Source organism: Variovorax sp. Soil_C_26, assembly GCF_057657075.1.
Map to the genome: position 1 here is coordinate 1 of NZ_JBDGJC010000015.1, position 22279 is coordinate 22279.

17 protein-coding genes are annotated in these 22279 nt (G+C 67.3%); 12 read left to right on the forward strand and 5 right to left on the reverse strand.

Annotated features, from left to right (window positions below; genetic code table 11):
* Positions 1-678 precede the first annotated feature (678 nt).
* Positions 679-2499, reverse strand: a complete 1821-nt coding sequence (locus tag AC3A6G_RS25505) for an acyclic terpene utilization AtuA family protein (RefSeq protein ID WP_487874868.1) — start codon at positions 2497-2499, stop codon at positions 679-681.
* Between the two features lie 138 nt (positions 2500-2637).
* Between AC3A6G_RS25505 and AC3A6G_RS25510 the strand changes: the two genes are divergently transcribed.
* The gene (locus AC3A6G_RS25510; RefSeq protein ID WP_487874869.1) at positions 2638-3189 is read left to right on the forward strand and encodes a DUF2889 domain-containing protein; all 552 of its coding nucleotides are present in this window, start codon (positions 2638-2640) and stop codon (positions 3187-3189) included.
* Positions 3190-3213: 24 nt separating this feature from the next.
* Here AC3A6G_RS25510 and AC3A6G_RS25515 read toward each other — a convergent pair whose 3' ends face one another.
* Positions 3214-4794 (reverse strand): class I adenylate-forming enzyme family protein, encoded by a 1581-nt coding sequence (locus tag AC3A6G_RS25515; RefSeq protein ID WP_487874870.1) that lies wholly within the window; start codon positions 4792-4794, stop codon positions 3214-3216.
* A gap of 162 nt (positions 4795-4956) precedes the next feature.
* Here AC3A6G_RS25515 and AC3A6G_RS25520 point away from each other — a divergent pair, with 162 nt between their 5' ends.
* From AC3A6G_RS25520 to AC3A6G_RS25530, 3 genes are read left to right on the forward strand one after another with little or no spacing between them, the layout of a single operon-like run.
* Positions 4957-6132 (forward strand): acyl-CoA dehydrogenase family protein, encoded by a 1176-nt coding sequence (locus tag AC3A6G_RS25520; RefSeq protein WP_487874871.1) that lies wholly within the window; start codon positions 4957-4959, stop codon positions 6130-6132.
* Positions 6133-6191: 59 nt separating this feature from the next.
* The gene (locus AC3A6G_RS25525; protein WP_487874872.1) at positions 6192-7001 is read left to right on the forward strand and encodes a TIGR03084 family metal-binding protein; all 810 of its coding nucleotides are present in this window, start codon (positions 6192-6194) and stop codon (positions 6999-7001) included.
* Positions 6998-7867, forward strand: a complete 870-nt coding sequence (locus AC3A6G_RS25530) for a phosphatidylglycerol lysyltransferase domain-containing protein (protein WP_487874873.1) — start codon at positions 6998-7000, stop codon at positions 7865-7867. The genes AC3A6G_RS25525 and AC3A6G_RS25530 overlap by 4 nt, the downstream gene beginning before the upstream one ends.
* A 31-nt stretch (positions 7868-7898) precedes the next feature.
* Here AC3A6G_RS25530 and AC3A6G_RS25535 read toward each other — a convergent pair whose 3' ends face one another.
* The 3 genes from AC3A6G_RS25535 to AC3A6G_RS25545 are packed head-to-tail and all read right to left on the reverse strand — an operon-like array spanning position 7899 to position 11918.
* The gene (locus tag AC3A6G_RS25535; protein ID WP_487874874.1) at positions 7899-9101 is read right to left on the reverse strand and encodes a substrate-binding domain-containing protein; all 1203 of its coding nucleotides are present in this window, start codon (positions 9099-9101) and stop codon (positions 7899-7901) included.
* 37 nt (positions 9102-9138) lie between these two features.
* Entirely contained in the window at positions 9139-9993 is an 855-nt protein-coding gene (locus AC3A6G_RS25540; protein WP_487874875.1) for an HTD2 family dehydratase, read from the reverse strand.
* Positions 9990-11918: an acyl-CoA synthetase gene (locus tag AC3A6G_RS25545; protein ID WP_487874876.1), complete on the reverse strand. Its 1929-nt coding sequence runs from the start codon at positions 11916-11918 to the stop codon at positions 9990-9992. Before AC3A6G_RS25545 ends, AC3A6G_RS25540 begins: the two co-directional genes overlap by 4 nt.
* Before the next feature lie 216 nt (positions 11919-12134).
* Here AC3A6G_RS25545 and AC3A6G_RS25550 point away from each other — a divergent pair, with 216 nt between their 5' ends.
* The 8 genes from AC3A6G_RS25550 to AC3A6G_RS25585 are packed head-to-tail and all read left to right on the forward strand — an operon-like array spanning position 12135 to position 22277.
* Positions 12135-13757, forward strand: coding sequence for an acyl-CoA carboxylase subunit beta (locus AC3A6G_RS25550; protein WP_487874921.1), 1623 nt, complete (start codon positions 12135-12137; stop codon positions 13755-13757).
* 23 nt (positions 13758-13780) lie between these two features.
* A complete protein-coding gene (locus tag AC3A6G_RS25555; protein WP_487874877.1) occupies positions 13781-14935 on the forward strand; it encodes an acyl-CoA dehydrogenase family protein in 1155 nt (384 codons plus the stop codon).
* Positions 14936-14956: 21 nt separating this feature from the next.
* A complete protein-coding gene (locus AC3A6G_RS25560) occupies positions 14957-16957 on the forward strand; it encodes an acetyl-CoA carboxylase biotin carboxylase subunit (RefSeq protein WP_487874878.1) in 2001 nt (666 codons plus the stop codon).
* Between the two features lie 55 nt (positions 16958-17012).
* On the forward strand, positions 17013-17810 hold the full coding sequence (locus tag AC3A6G_RS25565; protein WP_487874879.1) for an enoyl-CoA hydratase/isomerase family protein: 798 nt from the start codon (positions 17013-17015) through the stop codon (positions 17808-17810).
* A complete protein-coding gene (locus AC3A6G_RS25570) occupies positions 17795-19372 on the forward strand; it encodes an acyl-CoA synthetase (protein WP_487874880.1) in 1578 nt (525 codons plus the stop codon). The genes AC3A6G_RS25565 and AC3A6G_RS25570 overlap by 16 nt, the downstream gene beginning before the upstream one ends.
* A gap of 2 nt (positions 19373-19374) precedes the next feature.
* Positions 19375-19995 (forward strand): methyltransferase domain-containing protein, encoded by a 621-nt coding sequence (locus AC3A6G_RS25575; RefSeq protein ID WP_487874881.1) that lies wholly within the window; start codon positions 19375-19377, stop codon positions 19993-19995.
* 21 nt (positions 19996-20016) lie between these two features.
* Positions 20017-21234: an acyl-CoA dehydrogenase family protein gene (locus tag AC3A6G_RS25580; RefSeq protein ID WP_487874882.1), complete on the forward strand. Its 1218-nt coding sequence runs from the start codon at positions 20017-20019 to the stop codon at positions 21232-21234.
* On the forward strand, positions 21231-22277 hold the full coding sequence (locus AC3A6G_RS25585) for a phosphotransferase family protein (protein ID WP_487874883.1): 1047 nt from the start codon (positions 21231-21233) through the stop codon (positions 22275-22277). Before AC3A6G_RS25580 ends, AC3A6G_RS25585 begins: the two co-directional genes overlap by 4 nt.
* The last annotated feature ends 2 nt before the right edge of the window (positions 22278-22279 follow it).

Genomic DNA, 22279 nt, shown 5'->3' on the forward strand with positions numbered 1-22279 from the left:
TCGCTCTTGTGTCCCACCACCAGCCGGCGTTTGAGGTCTTCCAAATCGTCTGTCATTTACGTTCCCACGTTGCTCTATGTGGGAACGTAGGCTGTCAGGTCATAGCCTGCGGCTCAAGGACGTGGTTCGTTGACCGCATACGATAGAGCGGTAAAACTCGTCGAACATCGCAGCTTTGCTTTCACAAGCTTCCAGGGTTTCTTCAGGTCAACGCTGCCCCCCACAGACCGGGCTTGAGTTCGACGGGGCTGCGGGAATCTAGAAGACTGCTATCGCTGCATATCTGCCGTTCGCAGGGACAGTGCGCCGGCCTGGTCGCGGCACGTTACTACTGCTTGCGGTGCGTTCTCGGCCGCGGGACAGCACAATGTTCTCGCGGCGCTGGTTATCGCGGAGCTGATCAAGCGCTCGTCAACAACGCAGTGCCGCCCCTACTTGTTCATAAAAGCTGGCCTTCGTAAACGCCTGCTTATCGTGAGTTGAGATGGTAGCGAGCTCGACCGACGGCAATAGGGCGTTTACGTACCTTTGGTTATCGTAGGTTTCGCCGCGGCCCTCGGCTTTGGGCAAGGCGGGCGAATGACCGTCAGCCATCCTTGCTCATGCTTACAACTACCGATGCGCGGGCTGGTTGTCATCGTGTCGTTGCGGGCTGTACAAGCATTCCGCCCTTGGTGTTCAAGTGTCCCGGCGCGTTCTCGCCTGTTGCGCTACGCTCACTGGCACGCTGACTGTGAGGTCCAGCAGCATCTGCGCCATGCCCTTGCCCAGCGGGTCCATGCGCATCGAAGAGGGCCCGCCGCCGTCGAGCGCATCGTGCACGAGCAGGTTCATCGAATCCGTTCCCGGCAGATGGAAGCGCGTGACCTTGCCCGCCGGCAGGTGCCGAAAATAGGTCTCGACAATCTCAGGCTGAAGCCGATCCCAGAGCAGCGGCAGCCATTCGGGCTGCCGCGCGATGAGACCGATGTTCGAGATGTTCCCCTTGTCCCCGCTGCGCCCGTAGGCCAGTTCGATGAGGCGCACCTTCTCGCTCGGCTCGCCGGCATCTCTCCACGGCTCAGGCTGCGACATCGCCGGCGCGTCGATGACCGCCGAACCGGGCGCGATCTCGACCGCACGCCTCTCGCCATTGAGCACGAAGTTCGTCTGCAGCGCCTTCTTTTCCAAAAGGAAAGAGAAGGGCTTGATCAGCGGAGACACGGCGGGCCGGCCGCCGCCCGGGCTGGTGGTGCCCGGCGCCCACGAGGTGCCTGATGGCGTGATCTCACGCGCGAACATCGCTAGCGCGGTCTTCTGCGGATGGTTCGCCACCACACGCATCATCACCTCGCGTACGTTGCGTGTGCGCGCATGCGGGCCGTAGAGCGTTTCCGACCCGATGACCTCGATGTACGTCGACGTGAAAGGCGGCAGGCCGCCGTCGCGCAGGATCTCACTGGTACGTTCAATGATTGCCTCCGCTGTCCGGCGCGCCTTCTTCTCTGCATCAATGCCGATGATCACCATGCTGCCCGCGCAGCGAAAGCCATCGAGCTGTGTGGCCGACACCTTGTAGTGCGGTGTCGGCGCGCGGCCTTTCGCGGGGCTCACACGCACACGGTTCTCGCCCTGCTGCTCGATCGTGACGTCGCGGAAGTCGCAGCTCACGTCGGGCAGCAGGTACGCGGAAGGGTCGCCGATCTCGTACAGCATCTGCTCGGCGACGTTGGCACGGATCACCTTGCCGCCGGTTCCTTCGGGCTTGGTCACCACGAAGCTGCCGTCGGCATGGCATTCGACAATGGGATAGCCCATGTGGGCCCAATCTGGAATGTCTTCCCAGTCGGTGTGCAGCCCGCCCGTGGCCTGGCAGCCGCATTCGATGATGTGCCCGGCCAGGCTGCCCGAGGCGAGCAGGTCGTAGTCGCTGGTGCGCCAGCCGAACTCGTGCATCAGCGGACCGAGCGTGACGGCGCTGTCGACGCAGCGCCCGGTGATCACGACGTCGGCCCCTGCGGCCAGTGCAGCTGCCACCGGTGCGGCGCCCAGGTAAGCATTGGCGCTCAGCACCTGCTCCGGGAGTGCTTCGCCGGTGAACATGTCGCGCACGCCGCGCTCGCGCAGTTCAGGCATGAGCGCGCTGACGTCGTCGCCCTCGACCACGGCGATGCGCAGCGCGATGCCTTGCGCATCTGCTAGTGCCTTCAGCGCGGCCGCGCAGCCGTGCGGGTTGATGCCGCCCGCATTGCTCACCACCTTGATGCCCTGGCGCTTGACCTCGGCGAGCACGGGCTTCATCGCGATGTCCACGAAATCGGTCGCATAGCCCATGTCGGGATTCTTCGCCCGCGCCGACGCGAGGATCGACATCGTCGTCTCCGCAAGGTAGTCGAAGACGAGGTAGTCGAGGCGGCCGCCCTTCACCAGTTGCGGTGCGGCGACCATGCTGTCGCCCCAGAATCCCGATGCGCCGCCGATGCGCACGGTGCGGCCCGTTGTGTTTGATGTGTCTGTCATAGGGTGTCCTCTGCGCAGGCCAGCTTATCCAAGGCCCCGCCGCAACGCTTGCGCCGACTGGCTGACGCGTGCAGCCACTTTGCGCAAGACCGATGGCCTCGCTTTGCGCAAGATGCATCCAGAGCGAGAGCCAACCCCATGCCACTGTCAGTCCCGACCCTCGAGCGCAAGCTCGCGCACACCCGCACCATCACGATCCGCGGGCACGAGCGCGGCGACGGGCTGTTCGACATCGAGGGCCATCTGGTGGACGTGCGCCCCGAGGCCGTGAGCTTCGCGGGGGGCGGCCGCCGCGCCGGCGAGCCGATCCACGTCATGTGGCTGCGGCTCACGGTCGATGCCGAGGCGCTGATCGTCGATGTCGAGGCCGTGACCGACGCGGGTCCGTTCGGCAGCATGTGCGGCGCGATCTCGCCTGCGTACAAGGAGCTCATCGGCGTTCGCGTGGGTGCCGGATTTCGCGGCCACGTCCGCCGCCTGCTGGTGGGCGTGCGCGGCTGTACGCACATGACCGAGATGCTGTCGACCATGGCCACTGCCGTGATCCAGACGCTCGCCGGCAGCCGCCTGCAGCCGGAGGACGAACGCCCGTTCCAGCTCGACGGTTGCCACGCGCTGGCGGTCGATGGCCCGACGGTCGCGACTTTCCATCCGCGCTGGTACCGCAGGAAGGAAGCGTCGCCCGATTGAGGCCGCGCTGCGCGCGCGACCGGTTCATCCGCCCTCGGTCCGCAGTTGCGCCTTGTGGATCTTTCCGGCGGGCGTCAGCGGCAGTTCTCTGCGCAACGCGACCTGACGCGGCATCTTGTAGTCGGCGATGCGGCCCGCACAATGCGCCAGCACGTCGGATTCGGTGAGCCCGCTACCTTCCCTGGCCACGACGAAGTACCGGCCGATCTCGCCCAGCACCGGGTCGGGCACGCCGATGCCCGCGACCATCACCACCGCAGGGTGCGTAGCGATCAGCGCCTCCACCTCGGCCGGGTACACGTTGAAGCCGCCCTGGATGTACATGTCCTTCATCCGTCCCTTCAGCGTGATGAAGCCGCGCCCGTCCACCTGGCCCAGGTCGCCGGTGCGCAGCCAGCCGCCATCGAACGCGCCCTGGTCTGCGGCCGCGCCGATGTAGTCGCGGACCACGCCCACCCCGCGGAACTGGAGCTCGCCGATCTCGCCCGGCGGGAGTGCTGCGCCGGCCGGCCCCATCACGCGCACCTGCGCGCCGTCCAGCGTGGTGCCGATGCTCTGAATCAGGTCGTCGTCGCCGCATTGCCAGGGCGTCATCACGAGCGCGCCCGAAGCCTCCGACAGGCCGTAGAGATTCATGATCGTCGCGACGGGCATGCGCTGCTGCAGGTGCGCGAGCAGCGTGGCGTCGACGTTCGACCCGCCGGTGATGATGAGACGCACCGAACTCAGGTCGACCTCCGATGACTCGGGGTGCATCAGCAACAGCGTCAACATCGTCGGCACGCCGATGAGGATGGCCGGCGGATGGCGCCGGATCATGTCGAGCACCGTCTTGGCCTTGAAGACCGGCACCAGTTCACAGGTGCCGCCCGCCAGCATCTGCGACAGGATGCCGCAGGTGATGCCGCCCACGTGGTTGAACGGATTGGCGAGCTGCACCAGGTCGCCCGGCCGCGTCCGCGTGTGGCGGAACTGGCCGCCCGCGGAGGCCAGCAGGCTGGCATGCGTGAGTGCGCACCCCTTCGGGCGCCCCGTGGTGCCGGAGGTGTAGATCACCATCGCCAAGTCGGCGGGCAGCACGGCTCGCGTCTGCGCCGCCAGCGCGGCCTCGTCGACGGGCGCGCTCGCCATGTGCACGAACACGTCGCTGTCGATGGCGATCACATGCCGCAGCGCAGGCAGCGTCGACGCGATGCGGTCGAGCATCGGCAGGAACTCGAAGCCGTCGACGCAGCTCGTCGTGAAGACCGCCTTCGCCTCGCTGTCGGCGAGCATGAACGCGATTTCAGCGTCGCGGTAACGCGGGCTCAGCGCCACCACCGCCACGCCGATACGCGTCGCGGCGAAGAAAAGCTGCAGCCACTCGACCTGGTTGTGCGAGAGCACCGCGATGCGGTCGCCGCGCACGATGCCGTGCCGTAGCAGGGCCGAAGCCAGCCGCCGGCTCGCGGTTTCCACGTCGGAGAAAGAGAAGCGCCGTTCGCCGTCGATGTAGGCGATGACATCGGGGTGTGTCGTCGCTGCGTGGTGCAGCGCGGCATGGAGGAGGGCACCGTTCCCGGAAGGTGACGCGTCGTTGGGGCTGGCGTGGGCGTTGGCTGGCATGGCGGGGCTGGACGGCGAGAGACTGCTTGAATCGAGGGGGGTATTCGCACAGCCTAAGAAATGCACGCCGCCGTGGCTTGCGTGCACTCGCTGTTTGCAGCCACTTCGCGCAAGACCCGCCATGCGCCCACGGCTAGCCTCGTGGCAAGCAAGGAGCACCGCATGGAATTCTTCGAAGCCCCGCCGCTTCCCTTCTATTTCACTCCCGAGCACGAGCAGTTTCGCGCCAGCCTAAGGGGCTTCATCGCGCGAGAGATCACACCGCACGTCGACGAGTGGGACGAGGCCGAGACCTTCCCGCGAACGCTCTACGGACGCGTGGCCGAGCTGGGCGTGCAGGGCCTGGGCTATCCGGAGGAATACGGTGGTACGCCGGCCGACATCTTCTACCAGTTGGTCGTCGCGGAGGAATTCGCGCGCTGCGGCGGCGGGGGCGTGCAGGCATCGCTCAACTCGCACAGCATCGCGCTGCCGCCCATCCTCAAGGCGGGCAGCGACGAGATCAAGCGTCGGGTGATCCCGCCGGTGCTGTTGGGTGAGAAGATCGCTGCGCTCGCGGTCACGGAGCCTTCCGGCGGATCGGATGTTGCCAACCTCCGAACGACCGCGGTGCGCGACGGCGATCACTACATCGTGAACGGCGAGAAGACCTTCATCACCTCCGGCATGCGCGCAGACTTCATCACGACGGCCGTCCGGACCGACCCCGTCATCAAGGGCTCGGGCGGCATCTCGGTGCTGCTGATCGAAGGCGACACGCCTGGCCTGTCCCGCACGGCGCTGAAGAAGATGGGCTGGTGGAGTTCCGACACGGCGCACCTGCGCTTCGACAACTGCCGCGTGCCAGTCGCCAATCTCGTGGGCGAGGAGAACAAGGGCTTCAAGACCTTCATGAACAACTTCAACAGCGAGCGCCTGTTCATGTCCGCGCTGGCCTGCGGCTACGCGGAGGTCTGCTTGCAGGAGGCGCTGGACTGGACGCGTCAGCGTACGCTGTTCGGCAGCACCCTGTCCGAACGGCAGGTGGTACGCCACAAGCTGATGGACATGACGCTGCGCATCGATGCGGCGCGCGCGCTGCTCTATGACCTGGCTTACCGCATCGAGCATGGCCTGGCCCGTCCCGCGCAACTGGTGGCGCGCGTCTGCCTTGCCAAGGTGCAGGCCACGCAGGCCATGCAGTTCTGCGCGGACCAGGCGGTGCAACTGCTCGGCGGCATGGGTTTCATGCGCGGCACGCGCAGTGAGCGCATCTACCGCGAAGTGAAGGTGATGATGATCGGTGGCGGCTCCGAGGAAGTGATGAAGGACCTCGCGGCGCGGCAACTCGGCGTATAGCCGCCCCGAGTAGCGAACGCAAGACGATCCGGAAAAGAAAAAACGACAAGAGAGCCACGATGAAACAGACCATCGAAGACCTGCGTGCCGAGTACGCCCAACTCACCAACCTCGCGCGCACGCTGACGCCCGCCCAGTGGGCCGAGCGCAGCGCCTTCTACGGCTGGACGCCCTGGGACGAGATCGCGCACCTGTGCTTCTTCGACGAGACGGCGTTGCTGTCGGCCACCGATCCAGGCGCCTTCGCCGCCAACACCGCGGCGCTGCTCGCCGAACTGGGTACCGGCAGAGAGATCAGCGCCATCGCGCGCGCGAAGTACGCGCACCTCGACGGCACCGCGCTGATCGCGCATTGGGAGCCCGTGTCCGCGAAGCTGATGCAGTCGCTCGCCGTGCTCGATCCGAAGGCGCGGTTGCCCTGGTACGGGCCGTCGATGAGCGCGCGCTCCTTCGCGACGGCGCGCCTGATGGAAACGTGGGCGCATGGACAGGACGTGTGGGACGTGGTCCGCCGAAGGCGGGCCGCTGGCGACCGCCTGCGCCACGTTGCCCACATCGGCTTCACGACTTTCGGCTGGAGTTTCGTCAATCGCAAGCGTCCGGTACCCGACGTGGTGCCATACGTCGAACTGCGAGCGCCTCAGGGCAACGCGCTGTGGACATGGGGCGATCCGGTGTCGCCGGAGCAGGTGCGCGGCTCCGCGCTCGACTTCTGCCTGGTCGTGACGCAGCGCCGCAACCTGGCCGACACCGAGCTTACCTATACAGGTGGTTCGGCGAAGGAATGGCTGCAGATCGCGCAGTGTTTCGCCGGCGATCCGGTGGACGCGCCCGCACCCGGCGTTCGTCAGGTCGCCTACGTCGATTGAGCGCGCCGCAAGCGATCACGCTGGCGCTGCAGTCGCGCATCGACGCAGCGCTCGAGCAGCTGCGCCACGGCAGCGGTGCGAAGTGCCTGTCCGACCATGCCTTCTCGAACCTGTATCTGTTCCGGGACGCGCACGACTACCGATTCTTTCCGGGTGAATGGCCGGGTGTTGCAGGCCGCACCTACGACGGCGCGCGCCACTTCATGCCGCTGTTCGATCCTTCGAGCACGCCGGTCGTCGCGCTCGAATCCCTCATCGACGTGCATGGCTGTCTTTATCCGGTTGCAGGCCGGCATGTCGCGGCACTGGAGGGCCACTTCGTCACCAGCACCTCCGACGATGACGCCGACTATCTCTACGATGCGTCGAACTTCCGCGACTACGCAGGCCGTGCGCTGGCTAAGAAGCGCAACCAGGTGCGGCAGTTCCTCGCGAGCCACGCGCCGCGCACCGTGTCTTTCGACTCCTCCCACGCCGATGCCGCACTGGCGGTGCTCGCTGGTTGGATGGCACAGAAGGGCAAGGGGAAAGGCGAGGCGGACGAGCGCGCCTGCATCGAAGCCGTCACGCATGCCACCCGCTTCCGGTTGGAAGGCTTCGTGCATCTCGTCGACGAGCGGCCCGTGGCCTTTGTGCTGGTCCAGGAACTGCAGCCCGGCCTGTTCGCGGTGCGCTTCGCCAAGGGGCTGGACAGCCATGTCGGCGTCTACCCCTTCATGTTCCAGCACCTCTGCCGCCATTTCCCGCGGCCGGTGCGCTGGTTGAACTTCGAGCAGGACATGGGCATCGCCGGCTTTCGGCGCAGCAAGCGCTCGTACCAGCCGAGTGCCCTGCTTTCGAAGTGGCGCGTGTCGCTGCGCGCCTGAGTGCTGAGTGCGGCGCGCCGGCGTCGGCGGCTCAGCGCTTGTTGCGGATCGGCAGGTTGATCTCCGATGCGGGAATCTCCCGCACGAGATCGAGAATGTCGAATTCGGTCTGCTGAGCCCGCTTCTTCATGCGGAAGTGGAACATCGGCATCATGGCCTGGTGGTCTTCCTTGCGGAAGGTCATCTGGCCCTTCGGAGTCTCGAAGGCCATGCCCTCCATCGCCGCGATGAGCCTTTCGGTGTCGGTCGACTTCGCCTTGCGGATGCCGGTGACGATGGCGCTCGCGGCCGAGAAGCCGCCGCACACGAAGAAGTCCGGTGGCGCCTTGAAGCGCTTCATGTGCTCGGCTACCAGCCAGTCGTTCGCCTTGTTCTTCGGGAACGTGTAGTGGTAGTAGGTTCCGCCTTCCAGCCCCTCGAACTCGCGCCACGTCTGCATCACCGACAGCAGCGATCCGCCGGGCGAGAGCTCGATTCCGAAGCGATCGGGCCGCATTGCCGCCAGCTTTCGGATGGGGTGCTCGCCGCCCCAGGGAATCACCATGACCTTGCGCCCGCTCACGCCCTTGAACGCATCCGCGATACGCTGGAAGGGCGCGGTGAAGTCGACGGTGCCTTGCGGCACGAACTCCTCGTGACCCATTTTCGCCTGTGGATTGAGCCGGGCGAACGACTCCTTGTACGCGCTCACGTTGTCGCGGCCGAACACGTTGTCCTGCGCCAGGAAGGCGACGCTGATCGGACCGGGAAACGCGGACACGGTCGCGGTCGAGTCCAGCGTGCCGGTGCGCGCGACGCGGAACACGTAGCGGTTCCATTTCTCGCCGGTGATCGAGTCGGCGGCAGAAGGCTCGACGATGAGGATCTTGCGGTATTCCTCCGCGATGGGCAGGGCGACCACGGTGCCCGACGAGCCGCCCGCGCCCACCGCGATGTCCTTGTCGTCGGCATAAGCCTCGGCGAGCAGCGCCTTCGACAGGTCGGGGCGCAACTGGTCGTCCTTCACGATGATCTGCACCTTGCGGCCGTCGATTGTCATGGCTCCGCCGGTGAGGTACTCCAGGCCCATTCGGAAGCCGAGTTCGTCCTGCTTGGCGTAGGCCTCGAAGGGCCCGGTCTTGCCCGCAATTATCGCGACCTTGATGTCGCTCGTCTGCGCGATGGCGAAGCGGCCCGTGTGCGCGGCGAGCGCACCGGCGGTGGCGGCCTGCGTGAATCGGCGTCTTGAAATCATGTTCATCCTCGGTGTGAAGTGGCTTGTCTCGTCGTTCTCAGAATTCGAACCGGGCTTCCATCGCGATGCCGCCTTCGGCTGTGCGCGTCCACAGCGTGTGCTCGCGCTCGTCGCCGGTGGGCGCGGCCATGCACACGCGCACGCCATCGCCAGTGCAGAAAAGTGGCGCACGTGCACGAAAGGTGGCGCGCCTCGGCGATCTCGCAGGAGAAGCGGCGCGGACGGTTTCCGCCAGCAGCATCGCCTGCAGCGGACCGTGCACGACCAGGCCCGGATAGCCGGCGATGCCCGTCGCGTAGGGATGGTCGTAATGGATGCGATGCGGATTGAAGGTGAGTGCCGAGAAACGGAAGAGCATCGCTTCGTTCACCGTCCAGTGCCGCTCGACGGACACGAATGGGGCCTCTGCACGAGGCGCCGTCACCCCGGCGGGCGGCGCCGCGCCCAGGAACACGATGCGCACCTGCTCCACGACGCAGGTCTCGCCGCCCTGCAGGTGTGTGTGTTCCAGCGTGACGAAGACCATCTCTCCGCGCAGTCCGTGCCTGGCCTCGATGCTGCTCAGGCGCGATTGCCGCTGCGTCGCGACGCCGAACGCGAGCGGCGCCATGAAGTCGTACTCCGCACCGGCCCACATGATCTGCTCGGCGTCGACTGGCGGCAGCAGCGCCTGGTCGCGCGGTGCGCCGTCGTCGCCGAGCTCGATGGTCGGCGTCGTGTCCGGAAAGTGCAGCATGTGCCACAGCGGCGGAAGATGGCCGCTCGGCCATGCCCTCCGCGGCAGGCTCAGGGTCGCCGCGAGGCATTGCGCGGGCACGGGGCTGAGCGTCTCCTCGGCGGATTCTCCGCGCCCGATCCAGAGCCGTAGCTCGGCGAGTTCCGATTCGCTCATGGCGTCGGCTCCGTGGCGGCGCCCGTGCGCGCTGCCAGCTCGCACCGGACCCTCACGGTCAACGAACCGGCGAGTTCTTCCGCCTTCAGGCGTTGGGCGTCGGTGTCGAAGAAGGCGAGCGCAACGACGCCGTGCTTCGGATCGTCCTCCACGTGGATCGACGCCGGCAGGTTCACGGCCTGCAGCAGCTCGCGCAGCGCACGCTCGATGGCGCGCTTGCGCAGCGCGGGCTTGAAGATCTTGCCGACGGCGGTCACCGGCATGGCGTCGATGCATTCGACCCAGACGGGCGCAGCGGCGCGTTCGGTCACGTGTGCCTTGGCGTAGGCCTTCAGGCTCTCGGCATCGGCGGTCGCGCCGGGGCGCAGGGTGACGTAGGCCACGGGCAACTCGCCAGCGTACGCATCGGGCCGACCGACCGCCGCGGCGAGTTCCACGTCCGGGTGGCGCGCCAGCGTCTCCTCGATCGTTGAGGGATCGATGTTGTGGCCGCCGCGGATGATGAGGTCCTTCGCGCGGCCGCAGAGCCAGAAGTAGCCGTCGGCGTCCTGTCGGCCGAGGTCGCCTGTGTTCAGCCAGCCGCCGGGCAGCCACAGGCTGGCGTTGTGCCGCGGATCGCGATAGCCGGGGATGAGATGCGGACCCTGGATGGCGACCACGCCGATCTCGCCGATCGCTGCGTCGCGCGCATACGCTCCCTGGTCGTCCATCACCATCGTTTTCATGCGGCTGTAGGGAACGGGCAGCCCGATGGAGCCGATGCGGCGCTCGCCGTCGCGCGGGTTCACCGACGCGCACGCGGTCGTCTCCGTCATGCCGAAGCCCTCGAGCAGGCGGATGCCTGTCGTCTTCTCGAAGCGGTTGAAGGTTTCGACCGGCATCGGCGCGGCGCCGCAGATACCGAAACGAAGCGATGTGATGTCGGCGTTGTCGATAGGCACGTTCAGCAGCGCGGCGTACACGGTCGGCACGCCCGAAAAGGTGGTCACACGAAAGCGCTCGACCAGCCGCCAGAAGTTGGGGATGAGCGCCGGGTTGCGGAAGCCGTTACGCCCCGCGATCAGCACGCAGGCGCCGCTCATGAACACGGCCAGCCCCGTGACCACCACGCCGTTCACATGGAACAGCGGCAGCCCGCAGACGATGACGTCACTCGGCTGGATATCGAACATCTCGCCGAGCATCCAGCTGTTGACGACGAGCGAGCGATGGTTCAGCTGTGCGATCTTCGGCGTGCCCGTGGTGCCGCCGGTGTGAAAGCACGCGGCGATGCGCTCCGGGTCCGCTACTGGTGCGAAGCGAGGCGCCGTGGGCTGGCCCGACATGGCCGCGCCGAAGTCCTGCGCGCCCTCCGGTGTTTGGCCGTCCGAGGCGCCGACCAGGAAGGTCGCGCGCAGGCCCGGCAGCGCGGGCAGCAGCGGGGCGACCTTCGCCCACAGATCGGGAGCGAGCGCGGGCGAGGCAGCGACAATGACCTTCGCGCCGAGTGCCTTCAGGAGCTCGACGATCTGCGCCGGCTCCAGATAGTGGTTGACCGCCGCGACCCGGCAGACGGCCTGCGCGCCCCAGATGCAGTAATGCGCCTCGGGGACGATGGGCAGCAGGTAGACCACGCAGTCGTCCGCGCCGAGCCCCAGCGAGGCGAACAGATTGCCGGCTTGCACGACGCGATCGCGCAGTTCGGCGTAGGTGACGTCGACGGTCGCCTCGGCCGGATCGCCGTCGCGAAGGAATCGGATCGCCTTGCGCTCGGGCCAGCGCTGTGCCGCCGCATCGAACACATCGAGCGTCGATCGCATGTGGGCGAGTCGATCGGCCAGAGGCACAGCTTCGCGGTCGGCAAGGTCGGCGCTGTGGCGAACCGGCGGTCGATCGATCCGGTCGGCGACCCTCGACGGGCCGGAATGCGTGCTGGAGGGGATCATGATGTGTCGTGCGAAGCCGGCGACGAGGCGGCCAAAGGCGATGTCCAGAGGCTAGCGGGCCCGCGCCCGCAGCGCTTGCGTCGACTCGCTGAGTGGCCGTCGCGCGAAGCGCCGGCGACAGCCAGTTCCCGCAAGACCCGCCATCGGCCTTTGCCTAAGCTGGCAGCCATCCAACAGTCCGCGAACGCCAACCCGGCATTTGCAGCACCACAGCACATGGCAATCATCGAGTCGAACGTTTCCCCCGGCAGCGAGGCCTTCGAGGCTAACCGCACCGGCATGCTGGCCCTAATCGAGCGCGTACGCGACTACGAGAAGCGCAGCATCGCCACATCGGGCAAGTCCCGCGAGCGCTTCGAGAAGCGCGGGCAGCTGCTGCCGCGGGAGCGGCTCTCTCTGCTGCTCGACCCGGGAACGCCTTTCCTGGAGATCGGTTCGCTGGCGGGTCTCGGCCTTGACAATCCAGACCTCGAGAAGAGCGTGCCGGGCGGCGGCGTGATCGGTGGCATCGGCTGGGTCTCCGGCGTGCGCGTGATGATCAACGCGTCCGACTCGGGGATCGATGCCGGCGCGCTGCAGCCCATGGGCATTCCCAAGCAATTGCGCATGCAGGAGCTGGCGCTGGAGAACAAGCTGCCCTACGTGCAGCTCGTCGAAAGCGCAGGCGCGAACCTGATGACCTACAAGGTCGAGGAGTTCGTCACCGGCGGCAACTTGTTCCGCAACATCGCGCGCATCTCGGCGGCAGGGCTGCCGGTGGTGACGGTCACGCACGGCTCCTCTACGGCAGGCGGCGCCTACCAGACGGGCTTGTCCGACTACATCATCATGGTGCGCGGCCGCTCGCGGGCATTCCTCGCCGGTCCACCGCTGCTGAAGGCCGCAACAGGGGAGATCGCGACGGAAGAAGAACTCGGCGGCGCGCTGATGCACACCTCCATCTCCGGCCTCGGCGACTACCTGGCCGAGGACGACCGCGACGCGATCCGATTGGCTCGCGAGATCCTATCGAACATCGACTGGAATCGCGGCATGCCGACCGAGCCGGCGCGCAGTTTCAAGCCGCCGCGCTATGACGCGGAAGAACTGCTCGGCATCATGCCGATCGACCACAAGCGCCCGGTCGACATGAAGCAGGTCATCGCGCGCATCGCCGACGATTCCGAGTTCCTGGAGTTCGGCGAGAACTTCGGTAGTGCGACGGTCGTGGGCCACATCAAGATTGAAGGCATGCCGCTTGGCGTGATTACGAACAACGGGCCCATCGATCCCGCCGGCGCCACCAAGGCCACGCACTTCATCCAGGCCTGCTGCCAGTCGAAGACACCGATCCTCTATCTCAACAACACGACGGGCTTCATGGTCGGCAAGGACTACGAGGAGGCCGGCATCATCAAGCACGGCTCCAAGATGATCCAGGCCGTGACCAACGCCACCGTGCCGCAGATCACCATCTATTGCGGCGCCTCGTTCGGCGCTGGCAACTACGGCATGTGCGGCCGTGGCTTTCATCCGCGCTTCTGCTTCTCGTGGCCCAACGCGAAGACCGCGGTGATGGGCGGCGAGCAGGCCGCGCAGACAATGGTCAACGTGACAGAGGCCGCGATGAAGCGAAAGGGCGCAGAAGTCGACCGTGAGAAGCTCGCCGAGATGGAGCGCCGCATCGTCGACCGCTTCGACAGCCAGATGAGCGTCTTCACCACCAGCGCGCACTTGCTCGACGACGGTGTGATCGACCCGCGCGATACGCGCGAGGTGCTTAGCAAGGTTCTTTCGATCTGCCGCGACGCCGAGTTGCGCCAGCCGCAGAAGATGCAGTTCTCCGTAGCGCGGCCCTGAGTCGTGGCGAGCCGAGGTACACCATGCAACTCACGCCAGAACACGACACCTTGCGCGACACGCTCAAGCGCTTCATCGACAAGGAGGTGAACCCCCATGTCGATGAATGGGAGCGCGCCGAGGTCTTCCCGGCCCACCAGGTGTTCAAGCGCCTCGGCGACCTGGCCATGCTGGGCTTGACCAAGCCGGTCGAGAACGGCGGGGCCGGGCTGGACTATTCGTACGGTGCCGTGATGGCCGAGACGCTCGCGCACATGAATTGCGGCGGCGTGCCTATGGCCATCGGCGTGCAGACCGACATGGCAACGCCAGCGCTGGCCCACCGCGGCAGCGCCGAGTTGCGTGCGGAATTCCTGGCGCCCGCGATCAGCGGCGACTACGTGGCCTGCCTGGGTGTGTCCGAGGTAGGCAGCGGCTCCGACGTGGCGTCGATCAAGACAACGGCACGCAAAGTCGGCGACGACTACGTCATCAACGGCGGCAAGATGTGGACGACCAACGGCACGCAGGCCGACTTCTGCTGCGTGCTCGCCAACACCTCGGAAGGTGCCTCGCATCGCAACAAGTCGCTGATCGTGGTGCCGATGAAGACGAAGGGCGTCGAAGTCGCCCGCAAGCTGCGCAAGATGGGTATGCATTCGTCGGACACCGCGCAGATCCATTTCGACGAGGTGCGCGTGCCGCAGCGCTTCCGCATCGGCGAGGAGGGCATGGGTTTTATCTACCAGATGGAGCAGTTCCAGATCGAGCGACTCTGGGGCGCACTCAACAATGCCGGCATGGCGCAGCGCGCCATCGACACCACCATCGCCTACACGCGCGAACGCCGCGCATTCGGCCGCTCCATCCTGGACAACCAGTGGGTGCACTACCGGCTGGCCGAACTGCAGACCGAGGTCGCGGCGCTGCGCGCGCTGTGCTGGCAGGGCGTGGAAGAAGTCACGGGCGGGCAGGACGCCACCCGGACCGCCACGATGGCCAAGCTCAAGGCAGGCCGCGTGATCCGCGAGGTGGCCGACGGCTGCCTCCAGTTCTGGGGCGGCATGGGCTTCGTCGACGAGAGCCCCATCTCGCGCATCTACCGCGACGGCCGGCTCACATCGATCGGAGGCGGCGCCGACGAGGTGATGCTCCAGATCCTCAGCAAGTTCATGGGCACCTTCCCGTCCGCTCATTGAAACAACATCGACGAACGCTCCATGACCGCATCGACTTCCAGGCTCACTCCCTTCCGCAAGATCCTCATCGCCAATCGCGGCGAGATCGCCTTGCGCATCATCCGCAGTGCGCGCGCGCTCGGCTACCGCACCGTCGCCGTCTACTCCACGGCGGACGCCGGCGCACGCCACGTGCGCGAGGCCGACCAGGCCGTGTGCATCGGCGAGCCGTTGCCCGCTCAGTCGTACCTGCGCATTCCCGCCATCGTCGAGGCGGCGAAGCTCAGCGGCGCCGACGCGGTGCATCCCGGCTACGGCTTCCTGGCCGAGAACGAGGACTTCGCGCAGGCCTGCACCGACGCGGGGCTGGTGTTCATCGGGCCCTCGGCCGAGGCCATCGTCTCCATGGGCAACAAGGCCGGCGCCAAGACCCTCATGCAGGCGGCCGGCGTGCCCTGCATTCCCGGCTACCAGGGCGATGACCAGAGTGAGGAACGGCTCGCGGCCGAAGCCGTGCGCATCGGCTTCCCGGTGATGATCAAGGCCACCGCCGGCGGCGGCGGGCGCGGCATGCGGCTGGTGCCGTCGGCTCGTGAATTCTCCGAACTGCTGCGCAGCGCGCGCTCCGAGGCGCAGAGCGCGTTCGGCGACCCCGAAGTGATCCTCGAGCGTGCCATCGTCGAGCCGCGCCACATCGAGATCCAGGTGTTCGCCGACCGCCACGGCAACGCCATCCACCTCGGCGAACGCGACTGCTCGGTGCAGCGCCGCCACCAGAAGCTGATCGAGGAGGCGCCGTCACCCGCCGTCAATGCCGACCTGCGCGCGCGCATGGGCGCCACCGCCGTCGCCGCGGTGAAGGCCATACGCTACGAGGGCGCAGGCACGCTCGAATTCCTGCTCGACGCGGAGGGCAACTTCTACTTCATGGAAATGAACACGCGCCTGCAGGTCGAGCACCCGGTGACGGAGGCCATCACCGGGCTCGACCTCGTCGCGCTGCAGTTGCGCGTGGCCGGCGGAGAGGCGCTGCCGATCACGCAGGAGCAGGTGAGCTTCAGCGGGCATGCCATCGAGGTGCGCCTGTGCGCCGAGGACGCCGACAAGGGCTTCATGCCCCAGAGCGGCACGATGGCGCTGTGGGAAATGCCGGCGCAGCTTCGCGTGGAGCATTCGCTGCGCTCGGGTGGCGAGATTCCACCGTACTACGACTCGATGATCGCCAAGATCATCAGCCACGGCGACACGCGCGATGCCGCCCGCCGCAAGCTGATGTCCGGGCTGGACGATGCGGTCGCGCTCGGCGTGACGACGAACCAGGCCTTTCTCAACCGTTGCCTCGGTCATCCCGTTTTCGCCGCGGGTGGCGCGACCACGGCGTTCATCGCGCAGAACCAGGATGCGCTGCTTGCGCCCGACACCGCGACGCGCGACCGCGCCGCTGCCGTCGCCGCCGTGCTGCTGTACGAGACGACCGGCGCGCGCCGCCAGCCCTCGACGGGTCGTCGCATGACGCACAGCCTACCGATCTCGCTGCGCTTCGACATCGACGGCCGCGCGGTGAGCGCCGGCATCGTGCTGACGCGTCAGCGCCGCTTCGACGTGTCGATCGGGGAGGCCACTCATGTCGTCGAGCTCGACGAGATCGACGGGCACATGGCGCGCTTCGTGTGCGACGGCCTCTACGAAAGCGCCGCCTTCTATCGCGACGGCGCCGCGCTGCTGCTGCACTACCGCGGGGCTCCGACCCGCATCGAGGACAAGACCCGCGCCGCCACCGCGCGCCAGGGCGAGGCCGGCGGCGACGGAAAGGTGCGCGCGTCGATGAACGGCCGCGTGGTCGCAGTGATGACGGCGATCGGCGACCAGGTGGAGGCGGGCCAGCCCGTCGTCACGCTGGAGGCGATGAAGATGGAACACATCCACTCGGCGCCAGTGGCCGGCAAGGTGATCGCGCTGCATGTGAAGACCGGCGACCAGGTCGCGGCGAGCCGCGTCGTGGTGGAGATCGAAGTGGCCGAGAAGGAAGCCGTGGCTGCCTAGGCACGGCCCATCGCGGGGCGCGCGGCCGGCGTCCGGAGAACAAGGAGCAAGACAGATGACGCAGACGAACGACCACGCCGGCGAGCCGGCCGTGCTGGTGGAGAAGCGTGGCCACGCGATGTGGGTCACGATCAATCGGCCCGACAAGCGCAACGCGATCAACAAGGACGTGGTGGCCGGCATCCGCGACGGCTGGCGCCGCGCCCATGCCGACGGCGACGTGCGTGTGATCGTGCTGACCGCCGCGGGCGAGAAGGCCTTCTGCGCCGGCGGCGACCTGCAGCCGGGCGCAGGCTTCGCGTTCGACCTGTCGCAGCCCAACATCGACTACGCGGACATGCTGCGCGAGGTGCAGAACGCCACGCTGCCGAGCATTGCGCGCATCAACGGCGTCTGCATGGCGGGCGGCGTGGGCCTGCTGTGCATGGCCGACCTGGCGGTCGCGGCCGACCACGTGCAGTTCGGCCTGCCGGAAGTGAAGATCGGCCTATTCCCCATGCAGGTACTCAGCCTGCTGCAGACCATCGTGCCGCGCCGCACGGTGCGCGAGTGGTGCCTGACCGGCGAGCCTTTCGGCGCCGCCGAGGCCCGGGACGCCGGCCTGGTGAACTACGCGGTGCCGGCGGATGAACTCGACGCCAAGACGCAGTGGCTGGTCGATCGCCTCGCGGGCAAGTCGCCCACGGCGCTGCGGCGCGGCAAGTACGCTATGCGCGCCATGGCTTCGATGTCCTTCGACGAGGGCATCGCCTACACCGAGAGCCAGATCGCGCTGCTCGCCATGACCGAGGACGCGCGCGAGGGACTTGCATCGTTCAACGAGAAACGGCGGCCGGTATGGACCGGTCGGTGAGCACCGGCGCGGCAACCGACCGCAGCGCACACGCGGTCGGACTGGCCGAATGGCTGGCTCGGCGCGCGGCACGCGCACCGCACCGTCCGGCGCTCACCTGCGACGACGTGTATTGGAACTATGGCGAACTCGTCGATCGCGTCGAGCGCATGTCGGCCGTGCTGGCCGCTGGCGGCGTGACCGCCGGCGCGCGCGTCGGCTACCTCGGCCTCAACGATCCGGTGTTCGTCGTGGTGCTGTTCGCCACCGCGCGGCTCGGTGCGATCAGCGTGCCGCTCAACTTCCGGCTCAGCGGTGCGGAGCTCGCCTTCGTCATCGACGACGCCGGTGTGCACACGCTGGTGGTTGGCGAAGAGCACATCGCGGTGATCGATCCGATGCGCGACGGGCTGAAGTGCGGCCGCTACATCCATCGCGGCGCCGGTGCGCCGGGTTGGGAATCCGCCGATGCGCTGATGGCGGACGCACCCGCCGCCCCGCCGGCGGTGGCCGTCCGGGCGGATGATGTCTCCGTGATCATGTATACGTCGGGCACTACGGGCCACCCAAAGGGCGCGATGCTCACGCACGGCAACTTCTGGGCGAACAACCTCAACGAGATGTTCCTGTGGGACATGGCGTCCACAGATGTCACGCTGAACTTCGCGCCGATGTTCCACGTTGGCGGACTGCTCTGCGGCAGCATGACGACGCTGTTGGCCGGCGGCCATCTGGTGCTGCAGCGCGGCTTCGACCCGAAGGCTGTGCTCGACGCTGTGGCTAGGCATCGCGTGACGGTGAGCTTCGCGGTGCCGGCGATGCTGCTGTTCATCAGCCAGCACGACGCGTTCGAGGCGGCCGACCTTTCCTCGCTGCGGCTCGTAGCGGTGGGCGGCGCACCCATGCCCGAGCCGCTGCTGCGCCTGTACGGCTCGCGCGGCATTCCGGTGCACCAGGGCTACGGCATGACTGAGACCGCGTCCATGATCACCTTCCTGCACCCTGACCGCTCGCGCGACAAGCTCGGCTCGAGTGGCACGCCGCCGCTCCTGACCGAGATCAAGCTGATCGACATGATGGGTGACGAGGTCACGGCGCCCGGCGCCACGGGCGAGATCTGCGTGCGCGGCGGCAATGTGATGCCTGGCTACTGGAACCGCCCGGAGGCGAACGCTGCCGCCTTCACGGCCGACGGCTGGTTTCGCAGCGGCGACGTCGGCTATCGCGATGCCGAGGGCTTTCTTTTCGTCTGCGACCGGCTCAAGGACATGGTCATTAGCGGTGGCGAGAACATCTACCCAGCCGAGGTCGAGAGCGTTCTCTACGACCACCCGGATGTCGCGGAGGCGGCCGTCATCGGCGCGCCGGACGCGCAGTGGGGCGAGCGCGTGGTTGCGGTGATCGCACCGAGGCCCGGTAAGAGCATCACGCTAGAAGGCCTGCGCGAGTTCGCGCAGATGCGGCTGACGCGCTACAAGTTGCCGAAAGAACTGCGGCTGGTCGCGGCGCTGCCGCGCAATCCGACCGGCAAGGTGTTGAAGGCCAAGCTGCGCGAGCACGACGCCGCCGGCCCGAAGGGCTGAGCATGGCCGGCCCCACTCCCGAGTTCTGGCAGCAGCGCTTCGAGACGGGCGGCACGCCCTGGGATCGAGGCGAGGCCGGCCCGCAGCTCCAGCGTTGGATCGACGGCGGCGCCGTCGCGGCAGGCCAGCGCGTGGTCGTACCGGGCTGCGGCAGCGGCTGGGACGTGGCCACCCTCGCGGCGGCGGGCGTGGAGACCACGGGCATAGACTACGTCGACGCACCGGTCGAACACACGCGCGCGCTGCTCGTATCGCGCGGTCTGACGGCGCAGGTCGTGCGTGCGGACGTGCTCCAGTGGGCGCCGCCAGCGCCCGTGGATGCGGTCTACGAGCAGACCTGCCTCTGTGCGCTGCATCCCGATCACTGGAAGGCCTACGCGGCGCAGCTGGCGGCGTGGATCAGGCCGGGCGGGAGGCTGCTCGCGCTGTTCATGCAGAAGCGCGAGCCCTCGGCCGCCTACGGCGTGGTGAGCGGGCCACCGTACCACTGCGACATCCACGCGATGCGCGCATTGTTTCCCGCCCATGACTGGGCCTGGCCGAAACCGCCTTATGCGCACGTCGAACACCCGAGCGGCGCGTATGAACTGGCAGTGGAGCTGGTGCGAGCGCCGGCGCGCTGACAACAAACGATTGGAGACAAGATGGATTTCGCTCATTCCGACAAGTCGCTGGAACTACAGCAGCGCGTGCGCAGCTTCATGGAGACGCATGTTTACCCGGCGGAGAAGGTCTACTACGAGCAGGTGCAGGCCAGCGACCACCCGTACCGCACGCCGCCCGTGCTGCAGGAACTGAAAGCGCTCGCGCAGGCGCAGGGCCTGTGGAACCTGTTCCTTTCTTCTGCCAAGGGCGGCCTCAGCAACCTGGACTACGCCCCGGTGAAGGAGATCATGGGCCGCGTGCTCTGGGCGCCGGAGATCTTCAACTGCTCCGCCCCAGACACCGGCAACATGGAAGTGCTGGCGCACTACGGCACGCCGGCACAGAAGGCGCGCTGGCTCGATCCGCTGATGGCGGGCACCATCCGATCGGCTTTTTCCATGACCGAGCCGGCGGTGGCTTCCAGCGACGCGACCAACATCCGGTGTGAAATCCGGCGCGATGGCGACGACTACGTCATCAACGGGCACAAGTGGTTCACATCCGGCGCGCTCAACGAGGAATGCAAGCTGCTCATCATGATGGGCAAGACCGATCCCGACCACGCCGACCGCCACCGGCAGCAGTCGATGATCCTCGTGCCCAAGGACTCGCCCGGCGTGCGCATCGTGCGCGACATCACGGCCTTCGGCTACGACGATGCGCCGGTCGGGCATCCGGAGATCGTCTACGATAACGTGCGGGTACCGGCGTCGAACATGCTGCTGGGCGAGGGCAGGGGCTTCGAGATCGCGCAGGGGCGGCTCGGCCCGGGCCGCATTCACCACTGCATGCGCCTCATCGGTTGTGCGCAACGCGCACTGGAGATGATGTGCGAGCGCGCGAACACGCGCGTCGCCTTCGGCAAGGCCCTGGGCGAGCAGGGCTCGGTGCGCGAAGACATCGCGCATTCCTTCTGCGAGATCGAGCAGGCGCGCCTGCTCACGCTGCATGCGGCCGACAAGATGGATCGCGAAGGAAACAAGGCCGCGAAGGACCTCATCGCCGCGGCCAAGATCGTCGTGCCCAGCATGGCGGCGCGCGTCATCGATCGGGCGATCCAGGTCTTCGGCGGCGCCGGCGTGTCGCAGGAGACCTTCCTGCCGCGCGCCTATGTGTACGCGCGCTTCATCCGCATCGGCGACGGGCCGGACCAAGTGCACCTGTCGGCCGTCGGCAAGGAACTGCTCAAGCGCAGCGCAGCGCGCGTGCCGGCGTGAACGCGCCCACCGTCAGTGCACCGCCGCTCGACCTGGCGAGGCTCGGGCGCTACCTCGAAACGAACGCGCCGGGCTTCCACGGCCTGCGGTCGGCCGAGCGCTTCGTCGGTGGCAATTCGAATCCGACCTGGCGCGTGGAAGCGGCGAGCGGCTGCTACATCCTGCGCACGCAGCCGGCCGGCGAGCTGCTGAAGTCGGCCCATGCGCTCGACCGTGAGGCCCGCATTCTCACGACCTTGCGGCGCAGCGCGGTGCCGGTGCCGCACCTGCGCGTGCTGTGCAACGATCTCGACGTGGTGGGCGTGCAGTTCTACCTGATGGATTTTGTCGAAGGCGTGGTGCACCGCCACGTCGGCCTGCCCGATGTGGCGCAAGAGGAGCGCCGCGCGGTGTACGACGCGGCCATCGACAGCCTGGTGACTATCCATCGGGTCGATGTAGATGCGCTCGGGCTGCGCGACTTCGGTCGCGCGGGGAACTACTTCGAGCGGCAGCTCCATCGCTGGACGCAGCAGTACCGCGCCGCGATGCCCGAGGGTTCGGCGCCGATGGATGCGCTCATCGCGCGACTGGAGGCGTCGATACCGCGCGAGTCGCATCCGGTGGTGCTGCTGCACGGCGATTCGCGCCTGGACAACCTGATGTTCGATCCGACGGGCAACCGCGTGATCGCGGTGCTCGACTGGGAACTGTCGACCCTCGGGCATCCTCTGGCGGATCTCGGCCAGTTCCTGGGCGTGCAGGAGCTTCCGCGCGACTACCTGTTGCCGGGCCTGCGCGGGGCCGACCGTGCGCAGCTCGGGTTGCCCACGCAGGACGAACTGGCCGCCCGCTACTTGCGCGCGATGAGCATGGACCCACGCACCGACATGCGCTTCTACAAAGCCTTCGCGATGTTCCGGCAGGCAGCCATGTCGGCCGGCCTGCGCCGCCGTGCCGCGCTCGGCACCGCGGTGGCGGAAAGCGCGCTGGCCTTCGGCGACACGATGGATGTATTTGCGCTGGCCGGCATCGAAATTCTCGAACCCGGCGCCTCGCGCTGACA

Excerpts from the sequence above, each read along its gene's own strand:
- AC3A6G_RS25505 (WP_487874868.1), bottom strand. The coding sequence starts at position 2,499 with ATGACAGACACATCAAACACAACGGGCCGCACCGTGCGCATCGGCGGC.
- AC3A6G_RS25510 (WP_487874869.1), top strand. The coding sequence starts at position 2,638 with ATGCCACTGTCAGTCCCGACCCTCGAGCGCAAGCTCGCGCACACCCGC.
- AC3A6G_RS25515 (WP_487874870.1), bottom strand. The coding sequence starts at position 4,794 with ATGCCAGCCAACGCCCACGCCAGCCCCAACGACGCGTCACCTTCCGGG.
- AC3A6G_RS25520 (WP_487874871.1), top strand. The coding sequence starts at position 4,957 with ATGGAATTCTTCGAAGCCCCGCCGCTTCCCTTCTATTTCACTCCCGAG.
- AC3A6G_RS25525 (WP_487874872.1), top strand. The coding sequence starts at position 6,192 with ATGAAACAGACCATCGAAGACCTGCGTGCCGAGTACGCCCAACTCACC.
- AC3A6G_RS25535 (WP_487874874.1), bottom strand. The coding sequence starts at position 9,101 with ATGATTTCAAGACGCCGATTCACGCAGGCCGCCACCGCCGGTGCGCTC.
- AC3A6G_RS25540 (WP_487874875.1), bottom strand. The coding sequence starts at position 9,993 with ATGAGCGAATCGGAACTCGCCGAGCTACGGCTCTGGATCGGGCGCGGA.
- AC3A6G_RS25545 (WP_487874876.1), bottom strand. The coding sequence starts at position 11,918 with ATGATCCCCTCCAGCACGCATTCCGGCCCGTCGAGGGTCGCCGACCGG.
- AC3A6G_RS25550 (WP_487874921.1), top strand. The coding sequence starts at position 12,135 with ATGGCAATCATCGAGTCGAACGTTTCCCCCGGCAGCGAGGCCTTCGAG.
- AC3A6G_RS25555 (WP_487874877.1), top strand. The coding sequence starts at position 13,781 with ATGCAACTCACGCCAGAACACGACACCTTGCGCGACACGCTCAAGCGC.
- AC3A6G_RS25560 (WP_487874878.1), top strand. The coding sequence starts at position 14,957 with ATGACCGCATCGACTTCCAGGCTCACTCCCTTCCGCAAGATCCTCATC.
- AC3A6G_RS25565 (WP_487874879.1), top strand. The coding sequence starts at position 17,013 with ATGACGCAGACGAACGACCACGCCGGCGAGCCGGCCGTGCTGGTGGAG.
- AC3A6G_RS25570 (WP_487874880.1), top strand. The coding sequence starts at position 17,795 with ATGGACCGGTCGGTGAGCACCGGCGCGGCAACCGACCGCAGCGCACAC.
- AC3A6G_RS25575 (WP_487874881.1), top strand. The coding sequence starts at position 19,375 with ATGGCCGGCCCCACTCCCGAGTTCTGGCAGCAGCGCTTCGAGACGGGC.
- AC3A6G_RS25580 (WP_487874882.1), top strand. The coding sequence starts at position 20,017 with ATGGATTTCGCTCATTCCGACAAGTCGCTGGAACTACAGCAGCGCGTG.